The following is a 20,734-nucleotide window of genomic DNA, read 5'->3' on the forward strand; positions in this document are numbered from 1 at the left end:
CGAGACGTCAGGAACCGCTGTTGACTTCGGCCGAGGTGACGGCCCCCGAGCCCGCACCCCACTTGTCCAGCGCCTTCTTGTACGAACCGTCGTTGATGATCACGTCCAGTGCTTCCGCCAGCGCGTCACGCAGCTGCGTGTCCTTCTTGTCGACCGCGATGCCGAAGGGGCCGGCCTCGATCTGCTCCCCGACGATCTCGAAGGTCTTCCCGCCACCGGCCGTACGCGCCAGGTGCAGGGCGACCGGGAAGTCGTTGACCCCGGCGACCGCGCCGCCGGCCTTGACGCGGGTCTGGGCCTCGGCGTCGGTCGGGAAGGCCTCGATCGCGACGGCCGGCCTTCCTTCGGCCTCGCACTTCTTCGACTGCGTCTTCACGACGTTCTCGAACGTCGTGCCTCTCTGTACGGCGGCCTTTCTCCCGCAGAGATCGGCTATGGACCTGATGTTCTGCGGATTGCCCTTCTGGACGTACACGACGGAGCCCGCGGTGAAGTAGTCGACGAAGTCCACGCCGTTGCCGGTCTTCTGGCCCTTGTCGTCAAGACCCTCCTGACGGGCCTTGGTGTCGCTCATCGACGACATGACGACGTCCTGCCGCCCGGAGGTGAGGGAGGTGATGAGGCTGTCGAACGTACCGCTGGTGAAGACGAACTTCACGCCGAGCTGCTTTCCGAGAGCGTCGGCGATGTCCGGGTCGACACCGACGATCCTGCCGTTCTCCATGAACTCCATCGGGGCGTAGGCGGCGTCCGTACCGACCCTGATGACGCCCGCGTCCTGGTACTTCTTCGGAAGCTTGGCGAACAGCGGAGCGTCGCTCCGGCCACCGTCGGTGCCACCGCTCTGGCTGGTGCCGGTCTGGTCGCCACAGGCGGCCAGCAGCAGCGTGGCTGTCGTCGCGGCTACGGCAGCGGTGATCGTCTGACGGATCGGAATGCGTGCGGCCATGGTCGTGCTCTCTCTCGGGGAGGGGTGAGGTGGAAAGGCCCGGGGCGTGCCCGGCGGCTCAGTCGACGACGCGCAGCCGGGTGACGCCCAGGTCGAGCGCCCCACGGACGTGTCCGTTCGGTGCGGTCGCGGTCTGCTGGAGGAAGTGGACGACCTCGGCGGTGATGACCTCGCCCGGCAGGACGTTGGGGATGCCGGGCGGATAGGCGGCGAGCGTGTCCGCGGAGATCCGTCCCACGGCCTGCTCCGCGGGCAGTACCCGGGTCGGGCTCAGGAACGCCTCACGTGCGGTCAGCTTCGCGGCGCCCGGGGCCGGCAGTTGCAGCATCGCCGCCCGCTCGGTGCCGGAGGCGGTGAGCGGGGAGGGCAGGGTGTGCAGCGCTTCGAGGAACCGGTCGGTGTCGGGGACGAATCCCGCGCCGATCACGGCGACGATCGCCGCGTCGGTCGCCACCTCGACCATGATCTGGTGGTCCTGGAAGAGCCGTCGCCTGGCCTCGTGCCCCGTGATCCCGCCTGCCCGGGTGTCGAGCGCGATCCGCAGCGGATCGGCGCCGACGATGTCGGGGAAGGCGTCGAACCCGTCGCTCACCACGGTGAAGCGGCCGAGTGCGCGCACCACCCCGCGTACCTTGTCCGCCGCCTCGACCGACGCCGCCGTCGCGTCCGTGTCGAGGACCAGGCTCCTGCGGGCGAGATCGAGCGACGCGGTCAGCAGGGCGCTCGCGCTGGTGGACTGCACCAGCCGGAACGCCCGGTCCACGAGCGGTTCGAGCCGGTCCGCGAACGGCCCCTCTGCCACGTGCAGCATCGCCGACTGCGTGAGGCTGCCCCCGAGCTTGTGCGTACTGGAGGTCACCATGTCGGCGCCCAAGGAGAGCGCACCCGCCGGCAGGGCGGGGTGGAACCCGAAGTGCGATCCCCAGGCCTCGTCGACGACGAGGGGAACACCCGCGGCGTGGGCCGCGTCCGCGATGGCGCGCACATCGGCCACCGCGCCGAAGTAGCTCGGGGAGACGATGTAGACGGCGGCCGCGTCCGGCGTCCGCTCCAGCGCCTCCGCCACGTCCGTGGCCGTCACGCCGTGGGCGATGCCCTGCTCGGGGTCGACGGAGGGCTGGACGAAGACCGCGTCCATGCCCGAGAGCACCAGTCCGTCGATCACGCTGGAGTGCACGCTGCGCTGCACGACGAGCGTGCCGCCCAGCGCGGGGGCCACCATCGAGGCGATCTGGTTGCCCTGCGAGGCGCCGTTGGTCAGGAACCAGGTGCGCCGTGCGCCCCAGGCTTCGGCGGCCAGCGCCAGCGCCGTGTCGAGCGGAGTGTCCGGACCGAGGTCGATGCCGTCGAGCAGCGGCGGGAAGTCCATGGCCGTGATCCGCGAACCGAAGAAGCCGGCGAGGTCCGACCCGGGGGCCGCGGCGTGGCCGGGGACGTTCAGCCTCAGCCAGTCCCGTCCCGCGTGGGCGAGTACGGCCTCGGCGTACGGAGCCGAGAGCTGGCCGGGGCCAGGATCGGTGGGGGAGGGGGTGCGGTGATCGGTCGTTCGCGTGTTCACCCCGGGAGCGTGACACGCGTCCAGCCATCGAGGAATGGTGGACTTTTCAAGACCCCTCCATAGGATCTCTATATGCTCGACGTACGACATCTCCAGGTACTCCGCTCCATCGCGCAGGAAGGCTCGCTCGCCGCCGCCGGCCGCGCACTGCACTACAGCCAGCCCACGATCACCCATCACCTGGCGTCCCTGGAAGCGCACTTCAACGCCCAGCTCGTCCAGCGCGGACCACGAGGTGCCACCCTGACCGAGCTGGGCGAAGCCCTGCTGCCGCACGCCGACGCCGTACTCGAACGCCTGCGTCACGCCGAGCTGGAAGTGCGGAACCTCGCCGAGCGCGGCATGCGCACCCTCCACATCGGCACCTTCCCCACCGCCGGGGCCCTGCTCCTGGCGCCGGCGGTCAAGCGCCTCCACCAGCAGGGCGTCCACATCTCGCTCACCGAAGGCGAGCTGCCCCGGCTCCTGCGGGGGCTGCGGTCCAGGGAGTTGCAGGCGGCGCTCGTCTTCTCCCAGCCCGGCGACCGCCTCAACCTCGAAGAAGAGGTCGAGGTCCACCCGCTGCTGTCCGATCCGCTCCTTCTGGTCATGCCGGTAGACCACCCGTGCGCGTCGAGGGACGAGGTTCCGCTCGCCGATCTGCGCGACACCGCATGGGTGGGTGCCGCCGACCCGCACGACCCGTGCGACCGCGTCCTGGCATGGGCGTGCGGCCAGGAGGGCTTCGAGCCGCTGCACGCGATGCGCACGGACGACTACGCGGTGGTCCAGGGCCTCGTGGCCGCCGGAACGGGCGTGGCGCTCATCCCCCGCCTCGCGCTCGGAGCTTCCCGACCCGACCTGGTCGTACGACCCCTGGCCGGACCGGTCCTCGCCCGGGAGATCAGCGTCGCCGTCCTGCGCTCGACCTCGGCCCAGGCCGCCCAGGAGCTGGTCTCGGCGCTGCTGGAACAGGCGGCGCTGATCGCCGGGCGCTGGGCCACGGCCTGACCAGCGGTCCGTCGGCCCATCACCCGATGTCGGCGCCGCCCACTGCGGTTCCGGCCCCGGGGGTTCACCCGATGCCGACGCCGCCCACTGCGGTTCCGGCCCCGGGGGTTCACCCGATGCCGACGCCGCCCGTTCCGGTGCCGCCGTCGACGTCGCGCCGCAGCAGATCGTCGTACGTCTCCCTGCGGACCACTTCACGGGCCTCTCCGTCACGGCAGAACACGACGGGCGGACGCCTGGCGCCGTTGTAGTTGTTGGCGAGCGAGGAGCAGTACGCACCGGTCACCGGCACGGCGACGACATCGTCGACCCGAGGCTCCCGCAGCGGGAGGTCACGGATCAGCGTGTCCCCCGACTCGCAGTGGCGTCCGACGAGATCGCACCGCTCGCCGCCGCCGACACGCGAGGCGACCGTCGCCTCGAACCGCTGGCCGTACAGCATCGGCTCCAGGTTGTCGGCCATCCCGCCGTCCACGGCGACCAGGGTGCGGGGCCCGGGCTTGACCGTGACCACGCGGTAGAGGGTCATGGCGGCCTCGGCCACCAGCGAGCGGCCGGGCTCGATGATCAGACGGGCCGTCGACGGAAGGTGCTTGCGCGCCGCGTCGGTCAGGGTCCGTACGTACTCCTCGACGGTCGGCGGACGGTCGTCGTAGGTGTAGCGGACGCCGAGTCCGCCGCCCAGGTCGTAGACGGCGTGCTCGCCCAGCTCCCCGATGGCGGCCAGAGCCTCGACGGCCTTCCGGAACGGCTCGGTGTCGAGCAGCTGCGAGCCCACGTGCACGTGCAGGCCCTCCAACAGCAGACGGTCACTCGCCGCGAGGCGCTCGGCCGCCCGGACCGCGTCGGGGACGGAGAGCCCGAACTTCGAGCCGCGCTGCCCGGTGACCATCGCCTCGTGGGTGTCGGCGGACACCTCCGGGATGACCCGGAGCAGCACCCGCTGTCGGCGGTCACCCACCACGCGCTCCAGACGGTCGATGTCGTCGAAGTTGTCGACCACGATCGTGCCGGCACCGGCGTCCACCGCCATTGCCAGTTCGTCCGTGGTCTTGGCGTTCCCGTGGACGACGAGCCGTGCGGGATCGACACCCGCCGCGAGGGCGGTCACGAGCTCACCGCCCCCTGCCACGTCCACTCCCAGGCCCTCCTCGACCAGGGTCCGGACGATCGCGGTGCAGGGGAACGACTTCGAGGCGAAGACCACTTGGCTGTTCGGCCAATGCTCCGTCATGGCGCTGACGTACCGCCGTGCCCGGCGGCGCAGCGCGTTCTCGTCGACCACGACCGCCGGGGTCCCGAAGCGGTCGGCCAGATCGGTCACGCGGCACCCGCCGACCACGAGCTCACCCTGTTCGTCCAGGTGAGAGCCATCGGGGAAGAGGCCGATGAGTGCGGTGGCGGGCGGGGCGGGCTGTTCGACGACGGTCATGCGCGAAGGTCTCCCTCTTCGGAGCGACTGCTGATGCGTGGCTATCCTGGCAGCCCGCACCCCACGTCACCGTGGTCGATCTCCCGAGGAAACGAGGCACCCGTTGTCCGATCCGACAGCCTCCGCGACGGTGCGGGAGAGCCGAGATCCGGTCACCCTGAGGGTCCTGGCACAGGACGCCGACGTGTCCCCGGTACGGGTGCTGGTCGCGCCCGCGGGCCTGGACGTGCGGGTGAGCGGCACGGTGATCCACGACCCCGAGGAGCCGATCCCGCACTCTCCCGGGGCCGTCCTCCTGCTCGTCGGCGTCACCATCGCCGACATCCGCGCACGCGAGGCGCTGCGCCGGGCCGCGGAACGGGAGTTCGCGGCCGTCGTGGTCAAACGACGCGGCCACGCTCCGGAGCCGCTGATCGAAGAGGCCCGGGCGTGCGGCATCGCCGTGCTCACCGTCGACGACGCGATGCCCTGGCGGAACGTCGACGCCGGGGTGAGCTGTGCGCTCGCCGCCCACGGCAGCGGGGAGACGACCGGCTCCGCACCGGCGGGCGGTGAGGAACTCTTCGCCCTCGCCGACGCGTTGGCCGCCGCCGTGGGAGGCTCGGTGGCGATCGAGGATCTGGACCAGAACGTGGTCGCCTACTCCAAGGTGGCCGGCGTCCGTATCGACTCCGTACGGGAGTGGGGCATCCTGCACCGCCGTGTCCCGGACGTACCGGAACAGCGCCGCCAGTACCGCCAGGTGCTGGCCGCGACCGGCGCCGTACGTTTTCCCGCCATGGGGGAGGAGTTGCCGAGGGCGGCGGTCGCCATCCGCGCCGGGGCACTTCCGCTGGGCACCCTGTGGGCGATCGAGCCGGAGGAAGGCCTCAGCGGCGACGCCGAGCTCCAACTCCTGGACGCGGCACGGTTCGCGGCACCTCACCTCCTGCGAGCGCTGAACCTGCCGGAGGCCGAGCGACGCATGCGGCGGGACACGCTCCGCGCGGTCCTCCACCGCTCGGGACCGCCCGCGGACGAGGCGGCGGACCTGCTCGGGCTCCGCCCCGGGGTGGAGTTCTGCCTCACCGCCTTCGCACCGGCCGCCCCCGGACGCGGCTCTGCCGGCACCGGCGAGGCCGCGACGGTGGGTGTCGACTCGGCGCTGCTCACCCATGTCGAGTGGGTGCTGATGCGGCACTGCGCCGCGCACCGGGCGACGGCGACCGTGGCCGCCGACGCGAGCGCGGTGTACGTCCTGCTGCCCGCGACGGGCCAGGCGGCGGGCCGCCGGTTCGCGGACAGCGCGCTCGCGGCCGTCCGGCGATCGGTGGGCGACGGCGCACGGGCCGCGGTGTCCCGGCCGTACACCGATCTCGGCCAGTCCGCCGCCCTGCGCCGCGAGGCGGACGGGATCCTGCGGGCGACGGCGTACGAGAGTCCCGGACAGCCGGCCGCCGCGACGTCCGACGTACGGCACCGGATCCTGCTGGACCGCCTGGGCGACGAGCTGGAGCGCGACGCCTGGCTGCGGCTGTCGGAGGTCGACGCACTGCTGGCTCACGACCGCACCCAGGGCACCGACTACGGCGCCACGGCCATCGCCTGGCTCGACGCGACAGGCGACATCGCGTCCGCCGCAGCACGGCTGAAGGTGCATCCCAACACCTTGCGCCACCGGCTGCGGCGGATCCACGAGCTCTTCCACATCGATCTCGGCGACCCGGACGTGCGGCTCGCCGCCTGGCTGGAACTCAGGCGCGCGGCACCGTCGGACCGCTCTCACCGGCGGGCGGCGGGACCCGGCCACCCGTGACGGTGTCGCCCGCGCCCTCCCAGCCCTCCTGGCCCTTCTGGCCCGGCGCGCTCTCGACCACGTGCGCGCCGTCCGGCGCCGCCCCGTCGTGCCGGAGCCTGGAACGGCGCCGCCCGAACGCGAGATACAGGACCGCCGCGAGGAGCAGCCAGATGCCGAACAGTGTCCAGGTGACGCCCGGCAGCAGATACGCCAGGTACAGGCAGGACAGCGCGGACAGCACGGGCACCACGGGGTAGAGGGGCACACGGAACGGGCGCGGCGCGTCCGGCGCGATACGACGGAGCACGACCACCGCCGCCGCGACGGCGACGAACGCGATCAGCGTGCCCAGACTGGTCAGATCGGCAAGGTGCTGCAGGGGCACGAAGGCGGCGAGGAGACCCACGCCGGCGCCGACGATCCAGGTGTTGTGCACAGGGGTGTGGCGCCTGCGGTCGACACGCCGGAAGACCTCCGGCACGAGGCCGTCGCGGGCCATCGAGAACAGGATGCGGGTCTGCCCGAACAGGGTGACCAGGACGACGCTGAAGATGGACACGACCGCGCCCGCCGAGAGCACCAGCGCCGGCCAGCCCAAGCCGGTGACGTTCCTGAGGATCTCCGCCAGGACGGGCTCACCCGCGTCCGCCTGCTCGCCGAAGCGGCTCGCCGGCTGGGCGCCCACTCCCGCGACCGCGACGGCGACGTACAGCGTGGTGACCGCGAGCAGGGTGAACAGCAGCGCCAGCGGGATCGTGCGCCGGGGGTTGCGTACCTCCTCACCGGCCGTGGAGACGGCGTCGAAACCGACGTACGAGAAGAAGACGCCCGAGGCGGCGACCGTCACCCCGCCGATGCCCTGCGGTGCGAAGTCGGAGAAGTTGTCGCTGGTGAAGGCGGTCAGGGCGACGGCGACGAAGAAGACGAGCACGCCGATCTTGACGCACACCATGGCCGCGTTCACGCGCGCGGACTCCCTCGTCCCCCGCGCCAGAAGCAGGGAGCAGAGCAGCACCACGACCAGTGCCGGCACGTTCACCAGGCCGCCCGCGCCGGGCGGTTGACTGATGGCGTCCGGCAGCGTGACGCCGAAGAGCGCGTCGGTGACCTCGTTGAGGTACTGCCCCCAGCTCACGGCCACCGTGGAGACCGCGACCCCGTACTCGAGGATCAGGCACCAGGCGACGAGATACGCGGCACCCTCCCCGAGGGACGCGTAGGCGTAGGAGTACGTACTGCCCGACACCGGCACGGCGCCCGCCAACTCCACGTAACAGAGAGCCCCGAGCCCGGCGACCGCCGCCGCGATGGCGAACGAGACGACCACGCTGGGACCGGCCTTGGGCACGGTGGTGCCGAGGACGAAGAAGATCCCGGTGCCCACGACCGAGCTGATGCCGAGCAGAGTCAGCTGCCACAGCCCCATGCTGCGGCGCAGCGGAGGCCCCGAGTAGTCCCCCTCGGCCTCCGCGATCATCTCGTTCAGGGGTTTGCGTCGGCGCAACTCGTCGGCGATCGAGCCCATGGCTTCTCCTTCGGATCCTGCGTGACCCGCGGTTCTGCGGGCACGGTGGATCCTGCGACCGGGCCGAGGGCGAAACAACGGAACCACCGTGCGTCCCTCGCCCCCGACATTGGCCGATCTCACAAAGACACAGCCGACGCGGGCGACGATGATCGTGCCGCATGGACGCAGCGGCCGGCGCGTGCCCCGGAGCGCCTCACAGGGGGAGGCCGGAATCGCCGTACAGGGAGCGCTCAGGAGACCACGTACGGCGCCCCGACGATCCAGCCGCCGCGGACCGGCTCCGGCCACTCCTCGTCGGTCAGCCGGACCTCGTCGCCCTCGGTGACGGTGCCGGGGGAGGCCACCCAGCAGTCCAGCGCGAACGTGCCGTCGTACAGCCGGTGGATGTCGCGCAGGACGTCGTGGTTCCGCTCGCCCGTGTCCGGGTCGACCGTCGTCATGACGCAGCGGGACCGCAGCTTGAGTACGCCGATGACGGCGTCGCCGATGCGCAGGGTACGGCCCGGCCAGTCGCGTTCCGCGAGGCCGGGGACGCCGCCGATCACCAGGTTGGACCGGAGCCGGCGCGGGTCGTGGCCGAGGGTCTGCGCGGCGCCGTCGGTGATGACGGTCAGATTGAGGACGTCGAACCGCTCCCGGCCGGTGTAGTGCACCGCCTCCGCGTCGGGTCCCGCCGCGGCGCGGATCAGCTCCGCCGCCTCCGGACCGTCCCACGGGTGCCCGTCGACGAACACGCTGCCGTCGTCCGCCGTGGTCGCCGACAGACCGAGCAGCCGCGACCGTACCCGGGCGGTCAGCAGGCCGCGGGAGTCCCGGACGTGGACGTGCCGGTCGCCGGTCAGGCCGTTGTCGGTGAGCTCGACGCTCTTCAGCTGCTCCCCGCGCATGGACTTGACGGGGAATCGCCAGATTTCTCGAAGGTGCACGCGGCCATTCTCGTGTCGGCCGACGCCGAACTCCAGTGACTCCCAGGTCATCCGTGGGCATCTTCCTGCCATACGTCCGCACCACATCGATGGGGGGAGCCGTGCCCACCTACGGCCTTGAGAACCGGCTGGTCGTCGGGATCGCCTCCAGCGCGCTCTTCGACCTGGAGGAGTCCGACGCCGTCTTCCAGGAGCGGGGCGAGGAGGGATACCGCGCGTACCAGGCGGACCACGTCGGCCACACGCTCCGCCCCGGCGTCGCGTTCCCTTTCATCCGGCGGCTCTTGTCACTGAACGACCTGAGCGCGGAGGACGACCCTCTGGTCGAGGTCATCATCCTGTCCCGTAACGACCCCGACACCGGGCTTCGCGTCATGCGGTCCATCAGGGACCACGAGCTGCGGATCAGCCGGGCCGTCTTCATGCAGGGACGCTCGCCCTACAGGTTCATGCCGGCGCTCAACATGTCGCTGTTCCTGTCGGCGAACATCGACGACGTCCGGCAGGCCGTCACGGCGGGACTGCCCGCGGGCCATGTGCTGGGCGGACTCTACGACGACGACCCGAACGACCCCGACCTGCGCATCTCCTTCGACTTCGACGGCGTCCTCGCCACCGACGCGTCCGAACAGGTCTTCCAGACCGGTGGCATCGAAGGATTCCGTGACCACGAGCTGCGGAACGCCGCGGTGCCGCTCGACGCGGGACCGCTCAAGGACTTCCTCGCCCACATCAACCGCATCCAGAAGCGGGAAGAAGCCGAACGCCGGGCGGACGCCGGCTATCGCACTCGTCTCCACGTGTCCCTCGTGACCGCCCGCAGCGCGCCCGCCCACGAACGGCCCGTCACAAGCCTGAAGGAGTGGGGTGTGACGGTCAACGACGCCTTCTTCCTCGGTGGGATCGAGAAGGCGAGCATCCTGGAGGTGCTCAAGCCGCACATCTTCTTCGACGACCAGGCGGGCCACCTGGAGAAGACCTCCCGGACCACGCCGAGCGTCCACGTGCCGTTCGGCAGGATCAACGAGCGGCCTGCGCCCCCGGCTCTCCATACCTGACGTGATGTCACGTGTCGTTTCGGGGGAGGGCCTTGACATAACGTGACGGGGATGTGAGGGCGAACGGGGGCGGCCCGCCGTGCGGGATCGGAGTGCCCGAAGGAGAGGTCCGACTCGCCGGCGGGGCCGCCCGCCGGGCTACGGCCGGCCGTCGAGCCAGCTCAGCTTGTGCCCGTAGAGCACGCGCTGGCAGTAGTCCGTCCCGTCCGGATCGGCCGAGTCCCGGTTCGCCGTGCAGTCGTCCGACGCCCCGGGGCGGTGCTCGGAGAGGGACCACAAGCGGCCGGTGCCACGCTCGACGTAGAGGTCCTCGGCTCCCCGGGCGGTCTTGACGGCCTGGCCGTCCTGGACCAGCTGGCCGCCGCTCCACCGGTAGCGCCAGAGATTGCCCGGTTCGTCGGTGCCCTTCGACTCGTTCACGTACAGCGTGCCGTCGTGCGCCGCCGCGCCCTGGGCGCCGCCGTTGGTCAGCGGCAAATAGTTGGCCCAGCCCTCCGCGGGCACGTCGGCCGAGCGGCCCTCCAGGGCGGCGACCGGGTACGAGGCGACGCGGCCGGTGGACGGATAGCCGCTCTCGGGACGGCAGTACTCACCCATGAGCAGGCGGTCCGGTGTGGTGCTGCGGTCCAGCGAGATGTAGGAGGCCTTCGGCGCGCCGGTGGAGACACAGGCGTAGGAGCCCTTGGGGTTGCTCTGCGTCGCCTTGAACTTCCACGCGGCGACCTGCGGCATCACGTACCGGTAGCCGAAGCTGTACCAGACGTTGTCGTGCCGGCCGACCTTCGTCTTGACCTCGACGTTGGCGGTGGTCTTCACGCCGTCGGTGTCGGTCCCCATCGCGTCGTGGGTCTTGGGGTCGCCGTCCGGGTCCAGGTCCATGATGTAGCGCATGTCGAAGACGCGCAGGCCGTTGCGGGTGTCGGCGACGTAGAGGTAGTTGCCGTACCAGACGATCCCGCCGGCGTGGACGCCCTTCTGGATCGGGTACTCGGCGGCGTGCAGCCCGTCGAAGGAGACGTGGTCGGCCGAGTTCACGTACGTCCAGCCCAGCAGGACATGCCGGTACTTGATCTCGGGGCTGCCGGTGGCCGGGTTGGTCCGGCTCTGTACGAAGGTGATACGTACGCCCTTCTGGTTGCAGGCGTCGTCGGCCTCCAGCTCGGCGGTGGTGCAGTCGCCGGTCGCCGGGTTCGGGTCGGTCTCCCGGCCCGGGTCCCAGCCGTCGTACGAGGCGAAGAGCTGGATGTTCCCGGCCTCGCCCCACAGCTCGTTGTCCTTGGCGTCGGAGACCCCGGTCATGCCCTGGGGAACCCACTCGCGCGACACGGAGTCGTCGCCCTGGAGGCAGTACTTGATGTCGGGGTCGGGGGCGGTACCGAACGGGTCCCGGGAGCACCACGGTTCCACCGTGCGGTTCGCCCCGGCCAGCAGGTTCTGCACACCCGACTTGGGCAGCACCGAGTCCAGGCGGCCGACCCGCGTGGTGGTCTCGGCGTTGAGCGCGCCCGGCGACATCGTGAAGTCACCGGGCGATGCGGCACCTCCGGGCGCGGTCCAGGCGCGGCCCCTCGACGGGACGGGGGAGCCTTCCGCGGTGCGGGGCTCCTGGATCCAGCTCTCCGGAACGCCCGGCGGAGGGTCGTCCGCCTGGGCCGGCACCGCGAGGGCGCTGAACGCGAGCGAGACCGCGGCGGCTGCCGTAAGCCAGGCGCGGCGTATTCGCCTTGTGGGCATGCGAGGTTGCCTCCGTCGCTTGTGTGGCAGGTAAGTCGAACGGAGGGTTCCAGAACGCTGGAGCGGAATGCAAACTTGATCGTTTTGTCGACAACGATCCGCCGCCGGGGGGCAGTTGGCGACGATACGGGCATATCGCGACCGTCCGGGCAGGCGCGGCAGCCTCCGGACCGGCGGGGCATGCGAGGTGCGCCCGCGGCCCGGAGAGGGTTCACACCCCGCGGCGAAGGGCGCCCGCCCATGCCGAGGATCCACTGGGCGTGCATCGCGTCCGCCGGGGCCTCGAAGAAGGTCTCGACGCCGTCGCGCTCGTTCCCCCGCTCACCGACACGCGTGAATCCGCACCCCGCGATGGCGGGCGGCCTTGACGGCAGCGCCGTCAGCACGGCGCGGGCAGGGAAAGGACGCCATGTCACCCACGCCGAGAGCCGTATCCCGCGATCGCCTCGCGCGCTTCTCGGCTCAGTCGAGCGACGGGACCCGCTCGGACGGGGGCGGCGGTCCGGGCGGTGTGCCGTCGCCGAACGGGCGGCCGCCGAGCTCCTCCCGGCCGTGGGGGGTCAACCAGCCCCCGGTGTCCGGGCCCTTCGGAACGATTCCGGTCGGATTGATGTCGCTGTGCACGACGTAGTAGTGCGCCTTGATCTGATCGAAGTCGATGGTGTCGCCGAAGCCCGGGGTCTGGAACAGGTCCCGCGCGTACGCCCACAGGGCGGGGAGCTCGGTCAGCTTCTGCCGGTTGCACTTGAAATGGCCGTGGTAGACGGCGTCGAAGCGGACCAGTGTCGGAAAGAGCCGGACATCGGCCTCCGTGATCGTGTCGCCCACCAGGTAGCGACGGCTCGTCAGCCGGTCCTCCAGCCAGTCCATCCGCTCCCACAGCCGACGGTACGCCTTGTCGTACGCCTCCTGGGTTCCGGCGAAGCCGCACCTGTAGACGCCGTTGTTGACGTCCCGGAAGACCTTGTCGGCCACGTCGTCGATCTCGTCGCGCCGTTCCTCCGGGTAGAGGTCGGGCGCGCCGTCGCGCTGATGGGCCGCCCACTCGTGCCCCAGGTCGAGCGTGATCCGGGCGAAGTCGTTGGTCACCACCTTGCCGGTGGGGACGTCCACGATCGCGGGCACGGTGATGCCACGCGGATAGTCGGGATCGCGCTTGAAGAACGCCTCCTGCAGCCGCTCGATGCCCAGAACCGGGTCCTTGCCGCCGGGGTCCAGGTGGAACGACCAGCTCCGCTCGTCGTGGAGCGGGCCTGCGAGACCCAGGGAGAGCGCGTCCTCGAGGCCCATCAGACGCCGGACGATCGCGGACCTGTTCGCCCATGGACAGGCCCGCGCGATGACAAGCCGGTAGCGCCCGGCCTCCACGGGGTAGCCGTCCCGGCCGTCCGCCGTGATCCGGGTCGTGAGGTAGTTCTGGTCTCGTTCGTACTCGCCGTCGCCAGCCACGTTCCGAGTCTAACCACTCGGGCCACTCGGGACCGCGCGCCGGATGGGGAGCATCGTCTCGGCCATGGGCCGCGCGAGGTGGTCGAGGATCAGCTGGTTGACGAGGGCCGGCTTCTCCAGCGGGGCCAGGTGGGAGGCGCCCGGGACGACCGCGAGTTGGGACCCGGGGATCGCCCCGTACAAGGCCGCGGTGTGCTCCAGCGTCATCATGTCGTCGTCGCCGACCATGACGAGGGTGGGCGCTGCGATGCGGCCCAGGTCCTGTGGGGTGAGCGCCGGCTGGGTGCGCCACATGTCGATCACCTTCGCCGCCACCACGGGCCAGTGGTCGACGCCGTCCGGTGTCACCGGCTCGTACATCTCGCGGAAGAACTCGAGGTCGGGGCTGCCGGGCGTCATCGCGTCGAGCATCGCCGGTTCGACGAAGCACTCGGGGGAGGGGCGGAAGTTGGTCCCGATCGCCACGACCTTGCGGACCAGATCGGGCCGTTCGAGGGCGACGAGCAGCGCGACGATGCCCCCATCGCTCCAGCCGACCAGATGGGCCGGGCTCCCGACGACCTTCTCCAGGAAGGCCACCGTGTCATCGGCCATGTCCCGGTACGACAGCGGCCCCTCGACGTCGGGGGTGTGCCCGTGCGCGCGCCGCTCGGGCAGGAAGACGCGGTACCGGGCGGCGAGGTCGCCTCGCTGTGCACCCCATGTCTCGTTGGTGCAGAACCCACCGTGGAGCAGGACCAGCGGATCGCCGGCTCCCTCGGTCTCGTACCACGTCCTGACGCCAGGAAGATCCGCGTAGTCGCCCATGCTTGCCGGCCCTCTCCGGACTGCCGTCACTTCCGGCCAGTCTCCGCCGCACCCCGGACCCCCGCAAACGCGGACCGTACGCTGACGGCATGACCGGGGCCTGCCCTCCGACGTACGCGACGTCCTCGCGACACTGCTGAACCCGAAGAACCCGGCCCCCACCGCGCTCCGCACATGACATGAGGCCGTACCGGCCGTCCGGCCGACACGGCCTCACATCACGGCCGACCTCGCAACCTGGCTGACGTCACATCCCGGCCGAGGTCACGCCTCGTCGCCGGCGTCGTCGACCACGTCGTCCTGGACTCGGAGTGCCGCCACCCACAGCGGCATGATCCAGTGAACGGCGAGTACGCCGACCAGGACCGGAGTGACGGCTTCCCGAAGCGGTGCGTCGGTCATCATGCCGTAGGCGCCCGTGCCCAACGCGGCCGCTATCAGGACCCACAAGGTGATCCGGTGGGCCAGGGCGCGCACCCGGTCGCGCTCGACGAGCTGACGCTCGTCGAGCATCCTGCCCCGCAGTTCGAGCAGTCCACGGGTCGAGCCGTTGAGGGCGCCGGTGAGCACGACCCAGGGGAGCAGGGCCGCGGCGACCACGAGGACCGGCCAGAACGAGGGCCCGAAGACCGCGCCGATCCACGCCCCCACGCCGACCGCGGTGAGAGCGGCGTGGGCTCCCACCAGCAGTCGGCGGCGGGACGCGGTGGCATAGAGCCCGGCTGCCCGTCGGTCGTTCATCACGGCGTACATGCGCTGGTCGAAGCGCGTTGCGGTCATCACTGCTTCCTCCCGTAAACCTCGTCGGTGAGCGGCTGGAACGGCTCCAGGGAGAACAGCGCCTCCACCGGCAGGCCGAAGAACCGGGCCACTTTCAGGGCCAGGTCGAGACTGGGGTTGTACTGGCCGCGCTCGATGTAGCCGATGGTCTGGTAGTGGACGCCCACCGCCTCGGCCAGTGCCTGTCGCGACACCTTTCGCTCAGCTCTGACAACGGCCAGCCTGTTGTGCACCTGCTCGCTCATGTATAAGAAGTACTACATTCATGCGCAGGATGACAACACGGAGCAGACCCGAACCGATCTCGGTCGGCCCTGCCCCCACCGCCGTCGCCTCCCTCCCCTGCGGAAAACCCTTTCGCCGCAGGTGACAGCGCACCTAAGTCCTGTCCCGTAAAGATCTTCGAGTCAGTGGGGCCTGGTCGGCTGCTGGCCGTTCTGCTTGCCGACGGCCGAGTGCAAGGTTGTACAGGTGAGCGATTCTGCTCATCGTGTGATGAACGCCGTCGCCCCTCAATCGGCAGTCACGGAGGATCTTCCAGGTCTTCATACGGGCGAAGGCGTGCTCGACACGGGCGCGAACCGGGGGTGGGAGGTGTTGTGCTCTTCCTTCCAGGCAAGCATCTCGCCTTGTCCGCGCTCGCGGCGGTGCGGGATGACCAGGCCGGTGCCCCGGTAGCCGCCGTCGGCGATCACGGTGGTCCTGCCGACGGCATCCTTGGCTCCGGACATTGCCCACGCCTGCAGTCGTTGCGGTTGCCAGGCAGCGGTCGCCCGACCACGACGACGCGTCGAGTGTCGGCGTCGATGACGACCTGGTGGTTGGTGGAGTATCGGCGTTCTTCGACTGCTCGGCGACCGTGTGGTCGCGGGTGGGGACCAGCGTGCCGTCCACGATAAGCACGGTGTCCTTGCGGAACCGTCTGCGGGGCTTGAGCGCGAGCAGGGGGCCGAGGTGGCTGATGATGCGGTCGGCCGCGGAGTTCGAGACGCCGAACAGTGGTGCGAGCTGCGTAGCGTCAAGTTGGTGCGTCAGTAGGCCGTGACCAGCAGTACCCGGTCCTCCAGCGGCAGGCTCCACGGTCGACCTCTGCGGACCGCGTCAGCTCCTTCACACCGCAGCTGTGTTACCAACGGGCCAAAACAGCGGGGGCTCAGCCCAGTGAACGGGGCTATCCAGCAAGGCTCCGACGCCGTAATCACACCAGACACCGCAAGATCTTTTCACGGGCCGCAGTGCCGGCCTGCGTGCAGTCAGGATGGACCTCGCTGCGGTTCCACAGCCCTGAGCAGGCACTCGCGGTCGTCCACGCTGATCAGTCCGTCCGGAAGGGTCCCCTCCTCCAGCAACGCGCGCAGGTCAGAAGCGTGTGCGGCGAAGGCGGCCCTGCACCACTCGCGTTCCGCGTGATCGGAGTCCTTCCCGAACAGCAGCACCTGGCGCTCATCGTCGGCGTCTACGGGTAGAGACAGCTCCGCGGCGACGACCAAGAGTTCTACCAGGTCGGACCGCACCGCGATGTCAGGGACAGCTGCCAGGCGGATCAGGAAGGGCAGGACGGCCGGCATCACGGCGCTCACGTGGAAGACGCTGTTCATCAGGACGTTCTCCAGCACGGGCAGAGCCGCAGGGCCGGCTACCTCATCCAGGAGACCGCGGAGCAGGACCGGGATCCCGGCAGGGCACCCGGGAATCCGCGACCAGTCGACATCAGCACAGCCCAGCAGCGCGGGGTGGTCGCATACAGCTCGCTCCATCTGCGGATATTCGCGGAGGAACCGGGCAACGGCAGCCTCTTTGACCGCCGCATCTATCACACACATCTCTCGGCCCCTGCCCCACGACTTCGCCCCGAACGGCGTCCGCGAAACTCTTCCCGGGGCGGGCGCCGAACGCAAGTACCAGGCCAGTAGCCGCCACTTCCCGCCCTGGGGTAGTAGGGCCCCAGCCCAGCCCTGGACTCCGGGACAGCCCTTAGTGTGGACTCGTGCATCACCCCCGAAGGCGCGACCGCCGCCCCACGCGGCGCGTGGCCCGCAGGCGGGCCCCGCGCCGGGCCCCATGCGTCACGGTCCTGGGGGCCGACGTTCTGGTCGTCGGCTACTTCTCCGCGAAGGAGAAGGATTTCGTCGCGCTGATGGACTCGGCCGAGGCGGAACTGACAGCGCGCGGCGCCCGGGTGGTCGGGAGGATCGTTCAGCGACGGGGCGTCTCGGCCGGGGGAGTGGGAAAGATGGCCCTGCCCTTCTCTTCGCGGACGCTGCTGAGCCATGGAAAGGTCCGCGAAGTGGCTGCCGCATGTGAAGCCGCCGCCGCAGACGTCGTGGTGTTCGTCGCCACCCTGAGCGAGCGTCAGCAGCATGCGCTCACCTCGATATTCGGCTGTCCCGCGGTGGGTCTCTCGGCGACCCGCACCGCTGACTGACCGTTCGCCCGCGCCCCCCGAGGCGCGCCCTTGACATCGCGTTCACTCGTCCCGGTGGACCCTCGCGCGGCACGTTCCCGACCCCGCCGCAGGTCAGGCACGGTGGCCCCATGCACCCCCGCCGCAGTGGCCCGCTGGCCCTCGCCGTACTCCTGATCACGACCGGATGCGTCGCCGTTCCCCCCACCCCGGACCCCGCGCCGCCGGGGAAGCCCGCGGGGCTCGCGCCTGCCGCAGTACGACCGCCCGCCCCGCTGCCCGCATGGCCCGCGCCCACGCAGGCGCGACCCCGCGAAACCCTCGCCGACACGGAGCCCGACGGTCACGACGCCGCAGACCGAAACGACGAGCGGAACGCCGGAGCGCCCCGCACGCACGACCGCACCGCCCAGACGCCCCCGGAACCCCGCAGATCCGCCACCCCTCGCCGGCAACAGCCCAAGGCCGCAGCTCCGAAGCAGAAGAAGCAGAAGCGGAGCCGCGCACAGACCCCGAAGCACACCCCTCAGCGACCCCCTGCCGCCGACCTGCGGTCCCTCTGCCGCCAGGCCGGCCCCTCCGGAGTCGTCCCCCCGGGCGTCGTCGCCCTCTGCCGCGACACGTACGGCCCCTGAGCAACATCAGCCACAACAGCCCCCGCCCGCGTCGGTGAGCGGGCGGGGCATCAGACCGTGCCGCCGAGCGCCTTCCTCGCCTGCGGTACGAAGGCGAAGGTGATCGCCTCGATGTTCCTACGGCGTTCCGCCGGGATCACGCAACCACCCGACGCGAGCTTCTTAGACGCCGCTTCATTTGGTGGTTCAGTTCGTTGTGCTGGGCATGACGAGTCTTGCCGAGCGGTTGGTGCCGGATGAGTTGTGCGAGTTGTTCCGCAGGGTGATGCCCGAGGCGGTGGTGGCCCAGGGTGGTGGCCGTCGGCGGGCGGGGGATCGGGAGTGTCTGATTGCGATCGTCCAGCGGCGCGTCGGGGAACTTCTGTCAGCGCTTCGGGCGCCGGCCGTTCATGCGCTCCTCGACAGCGTCGGCGCGGACATCGTCGGGTGAGCCCAGGAGTGCCGCGAGCGCGGTCTGTGCGTGACGCCGGTTGGCACCGTTGGGGAACCGCTTGTTTCGACGGATGTTCTTGCGTGAGCTCTTGTCGTTCTCGCCGTATTCGTTCCGATGGACTTTGGCGTAGCTCAGCCGCTTCTTCTCCTGGGGTGCCTTGCGCTTCAGCGTCCTGTGCCTCTTCCGGCTCCCAGGAGCGCCAGAGCAGCCATATGCGGGCATGTCGGCCACGCCGTTTCTGTGCGCCGGACGGCAGGTGGAAAATGTGCCAGAAACGTTCGGACCTTGGCAGACGGTCTACATACGGTTCCGCCGCTACGCGATCGACGGGGTTCACCCCGCGTGCACCCACCGCGCGACTGTCGAGGGGCAGTCAGGCCGCCTGCCGGGCCTGGTCAGTACAGTCCCCGTGACCACTTGTGCAGACGATCGCATTTTCCCAGGGGGACATCCATGAAGCCCACCGGGCCACGTCCGATACCTGCCCAAACCCTTGGAGGCGTGGGCCAGCGAGTCGTGTTGATCTTGGTGGGGAGCCTGTTCGCTGTGGCGGGCGCAACGGGCTTCGCTGGGCAACCGACCCGGCCAGCACCTTGATCAACGCCTCTGTCCTCGTGCTCGGCGCCTGGGTGGTCTTCCGAGGCGTCATTCTGGGGCTCCGGATCGATACCAAGGGCATCACCGATCGCAGGTCGGTCGCTCGAAGAACGTGCCGTGGTGCGCTCTCCGCGAGGTCGACACCGACACTCAGCGCCTGGGTGCAGTCCGGACCGGCGCACCTGGGCTCGTCCTCAAGAGCGGCGAACACATTCCGCTCACGTCCCTCGCCTCGTACTCCCATCGCATCACCGAGGCCAACCTGGCCCTGCTCAAGTCCCTGCACGCGACCCACCTGGCCACCTGCCCCGACTGCGAGTGACCCGCCCATGTTCACCGTGTCGTCGCACACGAGGAGGCTTTGTCGATGAGGGCGGGGTTCTGGCCCGCATTCCGTGAGGGCCGCGGTCAGGAGGGCGAGGGATTAGTTTCGTCCCAGTTCCATCCGGTTTGGGGGAAATGCTCCAGGAGGGCGGAGAGGGACGCTGCCTGGTGGATGGCCGATGACCAGTCTTCCGCAGAGACGTCGAGTGTCACCAGAGGTGGGGTGTCCTGGCGGAAGTCGTAGGCAAGCAGCTCGCGGCTTCCGTCCCCGCCGATGACGACGGCGCCGGGGAAGCGTTTCTGGAATTCACCGGCCTCGTTGTTGCCGATGAGTTCGTCCAGCGCGTCGATCACCAGAAAGTCGTCAGCGGGAGGAACGAACTGACTCAGACTCCCTGTAGTGCCCAGGAAGTCCCGGTAGTCCTGAGGAAACCGGACTCCGAAGTGGACCTCTACCTGCACGATCCGGTCGTCAATCGAACTCATGAGGCAGTTCTATCAAGGGCAGAGCGGGTGACGGTGGGCGCCTTGTGCTGCGGTGAGGAAGCAGGTCAGGGCGGCGGGCACGGCCAGGCCTCGGCTACGCCAGTCGTTGCGGGCCACGTACGGGATCTTGAGACCACGAGCAGCCCATGGCAGGCTCATGCCGCATGATCGATGAATTCGCGAAAGGCAACCTGCACGGGAGACTGCGGCGGGACCGCAAGGCGCTGCTCTGGAAACTCGACGGCCTGTCCGAGTACGACGCCCGCCGACCTTTGACAGCGACCGGAACCAACCTCCTCGGCCTGGTCAAACACGTGGCCACCGTCGAGGCCAGGTACTTCGGCGAGGTCTTCGACCGCCCTTCCCCGGAACCGCTGCCCCGGTGGCGGGACTCCGACGGCAGCGATCTGTGGGCGGCCGAGGACGAGACCCGCGATCAGATCATCGGGTTCTACCGGCGCACGTGGGAACACTCGGACGCGACGATCAACGAGCTTCCCCTCGACGCCCCCGGCCACGTGCCGTGGTGGCCGGAGCCTTATCCCAACACGAACCTGTTCGCCATCATGGTCCATGTTCTCGGCGAGTCCATCCGGCATGCCGGGCACGCCGACATCCTGCGCGAGGGCCTCGACGGCCGGACCGGGGTGCGGGCCGAAAACGAGGAGCGGATCGACGAGGAAGCCCGTGCGGCCTACTGCGCGAAGATCGAGCAGGCCGCGAGGACGGCCGCACCGATCAAGGCTTAGAGGTTGTCTCACGTGACCTGATGCTCGTGCGGCGTGACGGCGGTCGTGGGTGCTGATCCGTCGAAGTGTCTGGTTCCTGATGAACTCTGGGAACCGGCCGTCCCGTTGCTCCGCTCAT

General features: G+C 70.0%; 19 protein-coding genes and 1 pseudogene. 6 read left to right on the forward strand and 14 right to left on the reverse strand.

What is annotated here, in order from left to right:
- Positions 1 to 7: 7 nt before the first annotated feature.
- The gene (locus M5362_RS32620; protein WP_260231576.1) at positions 8 to 949 is read right to left on the reverse strand and encodes an ABC transporter substrate-binding protein; all 942 of its coding nucleotides are present in this window, start codon (positions 947 to 949) and stop codon (positions 8 to 10) included.
- Between the two features lie 58 nt (positions 950 to 1,007).
- On the reverse strand, positions 1,008 to 2,507 hold the full coding sequence (locus M5362_RS32625; RefSeq protein ID WP_260231577.1) for an aminotransferase class I/II-fold pyridoxal phosphate-dependent enzyme: 1,500 nt from the start codon (positions 2,505 to 2,507) through the stop codon (positions 1,008 to 1,010).
- Positions 2,508 to 2,579: 72 nt separating this feature from the next.
- Between M5362_RS32625 and M5362_RS32630 the strand changes: the two genes are divergently transcribed.
- Complete coding sequence (locus M5362_RS32630; protein WP_260231578.1) at positions 2,580 to 3,497, forward strand: LysR family transcriptional regulator; 918 nt, start codon at positions 2,580 to 2,582, stop codon at positions 3,495 to 3,497.
- Between the two features lie 109 nt (positions 3,498 to 3,606).
- Here the strand turns inward: M5362_RS32630 and lysA are convergent, their stop codons facing one another.
- On the reverse strand, positions 3,607 to 4,929 hold the full coding sequence (lysA, locus tag M5362_RS32635) for a diaminopimelate decarboxylase (protein ID WP_260231579.1): 1,323 nt from the start codon (positions 4,927 to 4,929) through the stop codon (positions 3,607 to 3,609).
- Positions 4,930 to 5,032: 103 nt separating this feature from the next.
- On the opposite strand from lysA, the gene M5362_RS32640 reads away from it, so the two are divergent.
- Positions 5,033 to 6,724: a CdaR family transcriptional regulator gene (locus tag M5362_RS32640; RefSeq protein ID WP_260231580.1), complete on the forward strand. Its 1,692-nt coding sequence runs from the start codon at positions 5,033 to 5,035 to the stop codon at positions 6,722 to 6,724.
- Here M5362_RS32640 and M5362_RS32645 read toward each other — a convergent pair.
- Together M5362_RS32645 and M5362_RS32650 are read right to left on the reverse strand one after the other, a co-directional pair.
- Positions 6,663 to 8,231: an APC family permease gene (locus M5362_RS32645; protein ID WP_260231581.1), complete on the reverse strand. Its 1,569-nt coding sequence runs from the start codon at positions 8,229 to 8,231 to the stop codon at positions 6,663 to 6,665. The genes M5362_RS32640 and M5362_RS32645 overlap by 62 nt on opposite strands.
- A 233-nt stretch (positions 8,232 to 8,464) precedes the next feature.
- On the reverse strand, positions 8,465 to 9,160 hold the full coding sequence (locus M5362_RS32650) for an MOSC domain-containing protein (protein WP_260231582.1): 696 nt from the start codon (positions 9,158 to 9,160) through the stop codon (positions 8,465 to 8,467).
- Positions 9,161 to 9,261: 101 nt separating this feature from the next.
- On the opposite strand from M5362_RS32650, the gene M5362_RS32655 reads away from it, so the two are divergent.
- Positions 9,262 to 10,218 carry a 5'-nucleotidase gene (locus tag M5362_RS32655; RefSeq protein WP_260231583.1) on the forward strand — a complete coding sequence of 319 codons (957 nt, stop codon included), beginning with the start codon at positions 9,262 to 9,264 and terminating at the stop codon, positions 10,216 to 10,218.
- A gap of 138 nt (positions 10,219 to 10,356) precedes the next feature.
- Here M5362_RS32655 and M5362_RS32660 read toward each other — a convergent pair whose 3' ends face one another.
- From M5362_RS32660 to M5362_RS32690, 7 genes and pseudogenes are all read right to left on the reverse strand, one after another.
- Complete coding sequence (locus M5362_RS32660) at positions 10,357 to 11,952, reverse strand: hypothetical protein (protein WP_260231584.1); 1,596 nt, start codon at positions 11,950 to 11,952, stop codon at positions 10,357 to 10,359.
- Positions 11,953 to 12,414: 462 nt separating this feature from the next.
- The gene (locus M5362_RS32665; protein WP_260231585.1) at positions 12,415 to 13,401 is read right to left on the reverse strand and encodes a glutathione S-transferase family protein; all 987 of its coding nucleotides are present in this window, start codon (positions 13,399 to 13,401) and stop codon (positions 12,415 to 12,417) included.
- A 9-nt stretch (positions 13,402 to 13,410) separates the two neighbouring features.
- A complete protein-coding gene (locus M5362_RS32670; protein WP_260231586.1) occupies positions 13,411 to 14,208 on the reverse strand; it encodes an alpha/beta fold hydrolase in 798 nt (265 codons plus the stop codon).
- A gap of 264 nt (positions 14,209 to 14,472) precedes the next feature.
- On the reverse strand, positions 14,473 to 14,988 hold the full coding sequence (locus M5362_RS32675) for a hypothetical protein (protein ID WP_260231587.1): 516 nt from the start codon (positions 14,986 to 14,988) through the stop codon (positions 14,473 to 14,475).
- Complete coding sequence (locus M5362_RS32680; protein WP_055639523.1) at positions 14,988 to 15,233, reverse strand: helix-turn-helix transcriptional regulator; 246 nt, start codon at positions 15,231 to 15,233, stop codon at positions 14,988 to 14,990. The genes M5362_RS32675 and M5362_RS32680 overlap by 1 nt, the downstream gene beginning before the upstream one ends.
- A 133-nt stretch (positions 15,234 to 15,366) precedes the next feature.
- Positions 15,367 to 16,199 (reverse strand): annotated as a pseudogene (locus M5362_RS32685) (transposase).
- Between the two features lie 42 nt (positions 16,200 to 16,241).
- Positions 16,242 to 16,811 carry a hypothetical protein gene (locus M5362_RS32690; RefSeq protein ID WP_260231589.1) on the reverse strand — a complete coding sequence of 190 codons (570 nt, stop codon included), beginning with the start codon at positions 16,809 to 16,811 and terminating at the stop codon, positions 16,242 to 16,244.
- Positions 16,812 to 16,975: 164 nt separating this feature from the next.
- Between M5362_RS32690 and M5362_RS33245 the strand changes: the two genes are divergently transcribed.
- Positions 16,976 to 17,413 (forward strand): hypothetical protein, encoded by a 438-nt coding sequence (locus tag M5362_RS33245; protein WP_260231590.1) that lies wholly within the window; start codon positions 16,976 to 16,978, stop codon positions 17,411 to 17,413.
- Positions 17,414 to 18,391: 978 nt separating this feature from the next.
- Here M5362_RS33245 and M5362_RS32700 read toward each other — a convergent pair.
- A complete protein-coding gene (locus M5362_RS32700) occupies positions 18,392 to 18,691 on the reverse strand; it encodes a hypothetical protein (RefSeq protein WP_260231591.1) in 300 nt (99 codons plus the stop codon).
- Positions 18,692 to 19,169: 478 nt separating this feature from the next.
- Here M5362_RS32700 and M5362_RS32705 point away from each other — a divergent pair, with 478 nt between their 5' ends.
- The gene (locus tag M5362_RS32705; RefSeq protein WP_260231592.1) at positions 19,170 to 19,379 is read left to right on the forward strand and encodes a hypothetical protein; all 210 of its coding nucleotides are present in this window, start codon (positions 19,170 to 19,172) and stop codon (positions 19,377 to 19,379) included.
- Positions 19,380 to 19,465: 86 nt separating this feature from the next.
- Here M5362_RS32705 and M5362_RS32710 read toward each other — a convergent pair whose 3' ends face one another.
- Positions 19,466 to 19,867: an SMI1/KNR4 family protein gene (locus tag M5362_RS32710; protein WP_260231593.1), complete on the reverse strand. Its 402-nt coding sequence runs from the start codon at positions 19,865 to 19,867 to the stop codon at positions 19,466 to 19,468.
- Between the two features lie 164 nt (positions 19,868 to 20,031).
- Between M5362_RS32710 and M5362_RS32715 the strand changes: the two genes are divergently transcribed.
- Positions 20,032 to 20,616 carry a DinB family protein gene (locus M5362_RS32715; protein WP_260231594.1) on the forward strand — a complete coding sequence of 195 codons (585 nt, stop codon included), beginning with the start codon at positions 20,032 to 20,034 and terminating at the stop codon, positions 20,614 to 20,616.
- Positions 20,617 to 20,734: the final 118 nt, after the last annotated feature.

Source organism: Streptomyces sp. Je 1-79, assembly GCF_025195125.1.
Taxonomy (GTDB): Bacteria; Actinomycetota; Actinomycetes; order Streptomycetales; family Streptomycetaceae; genus Streptomyces.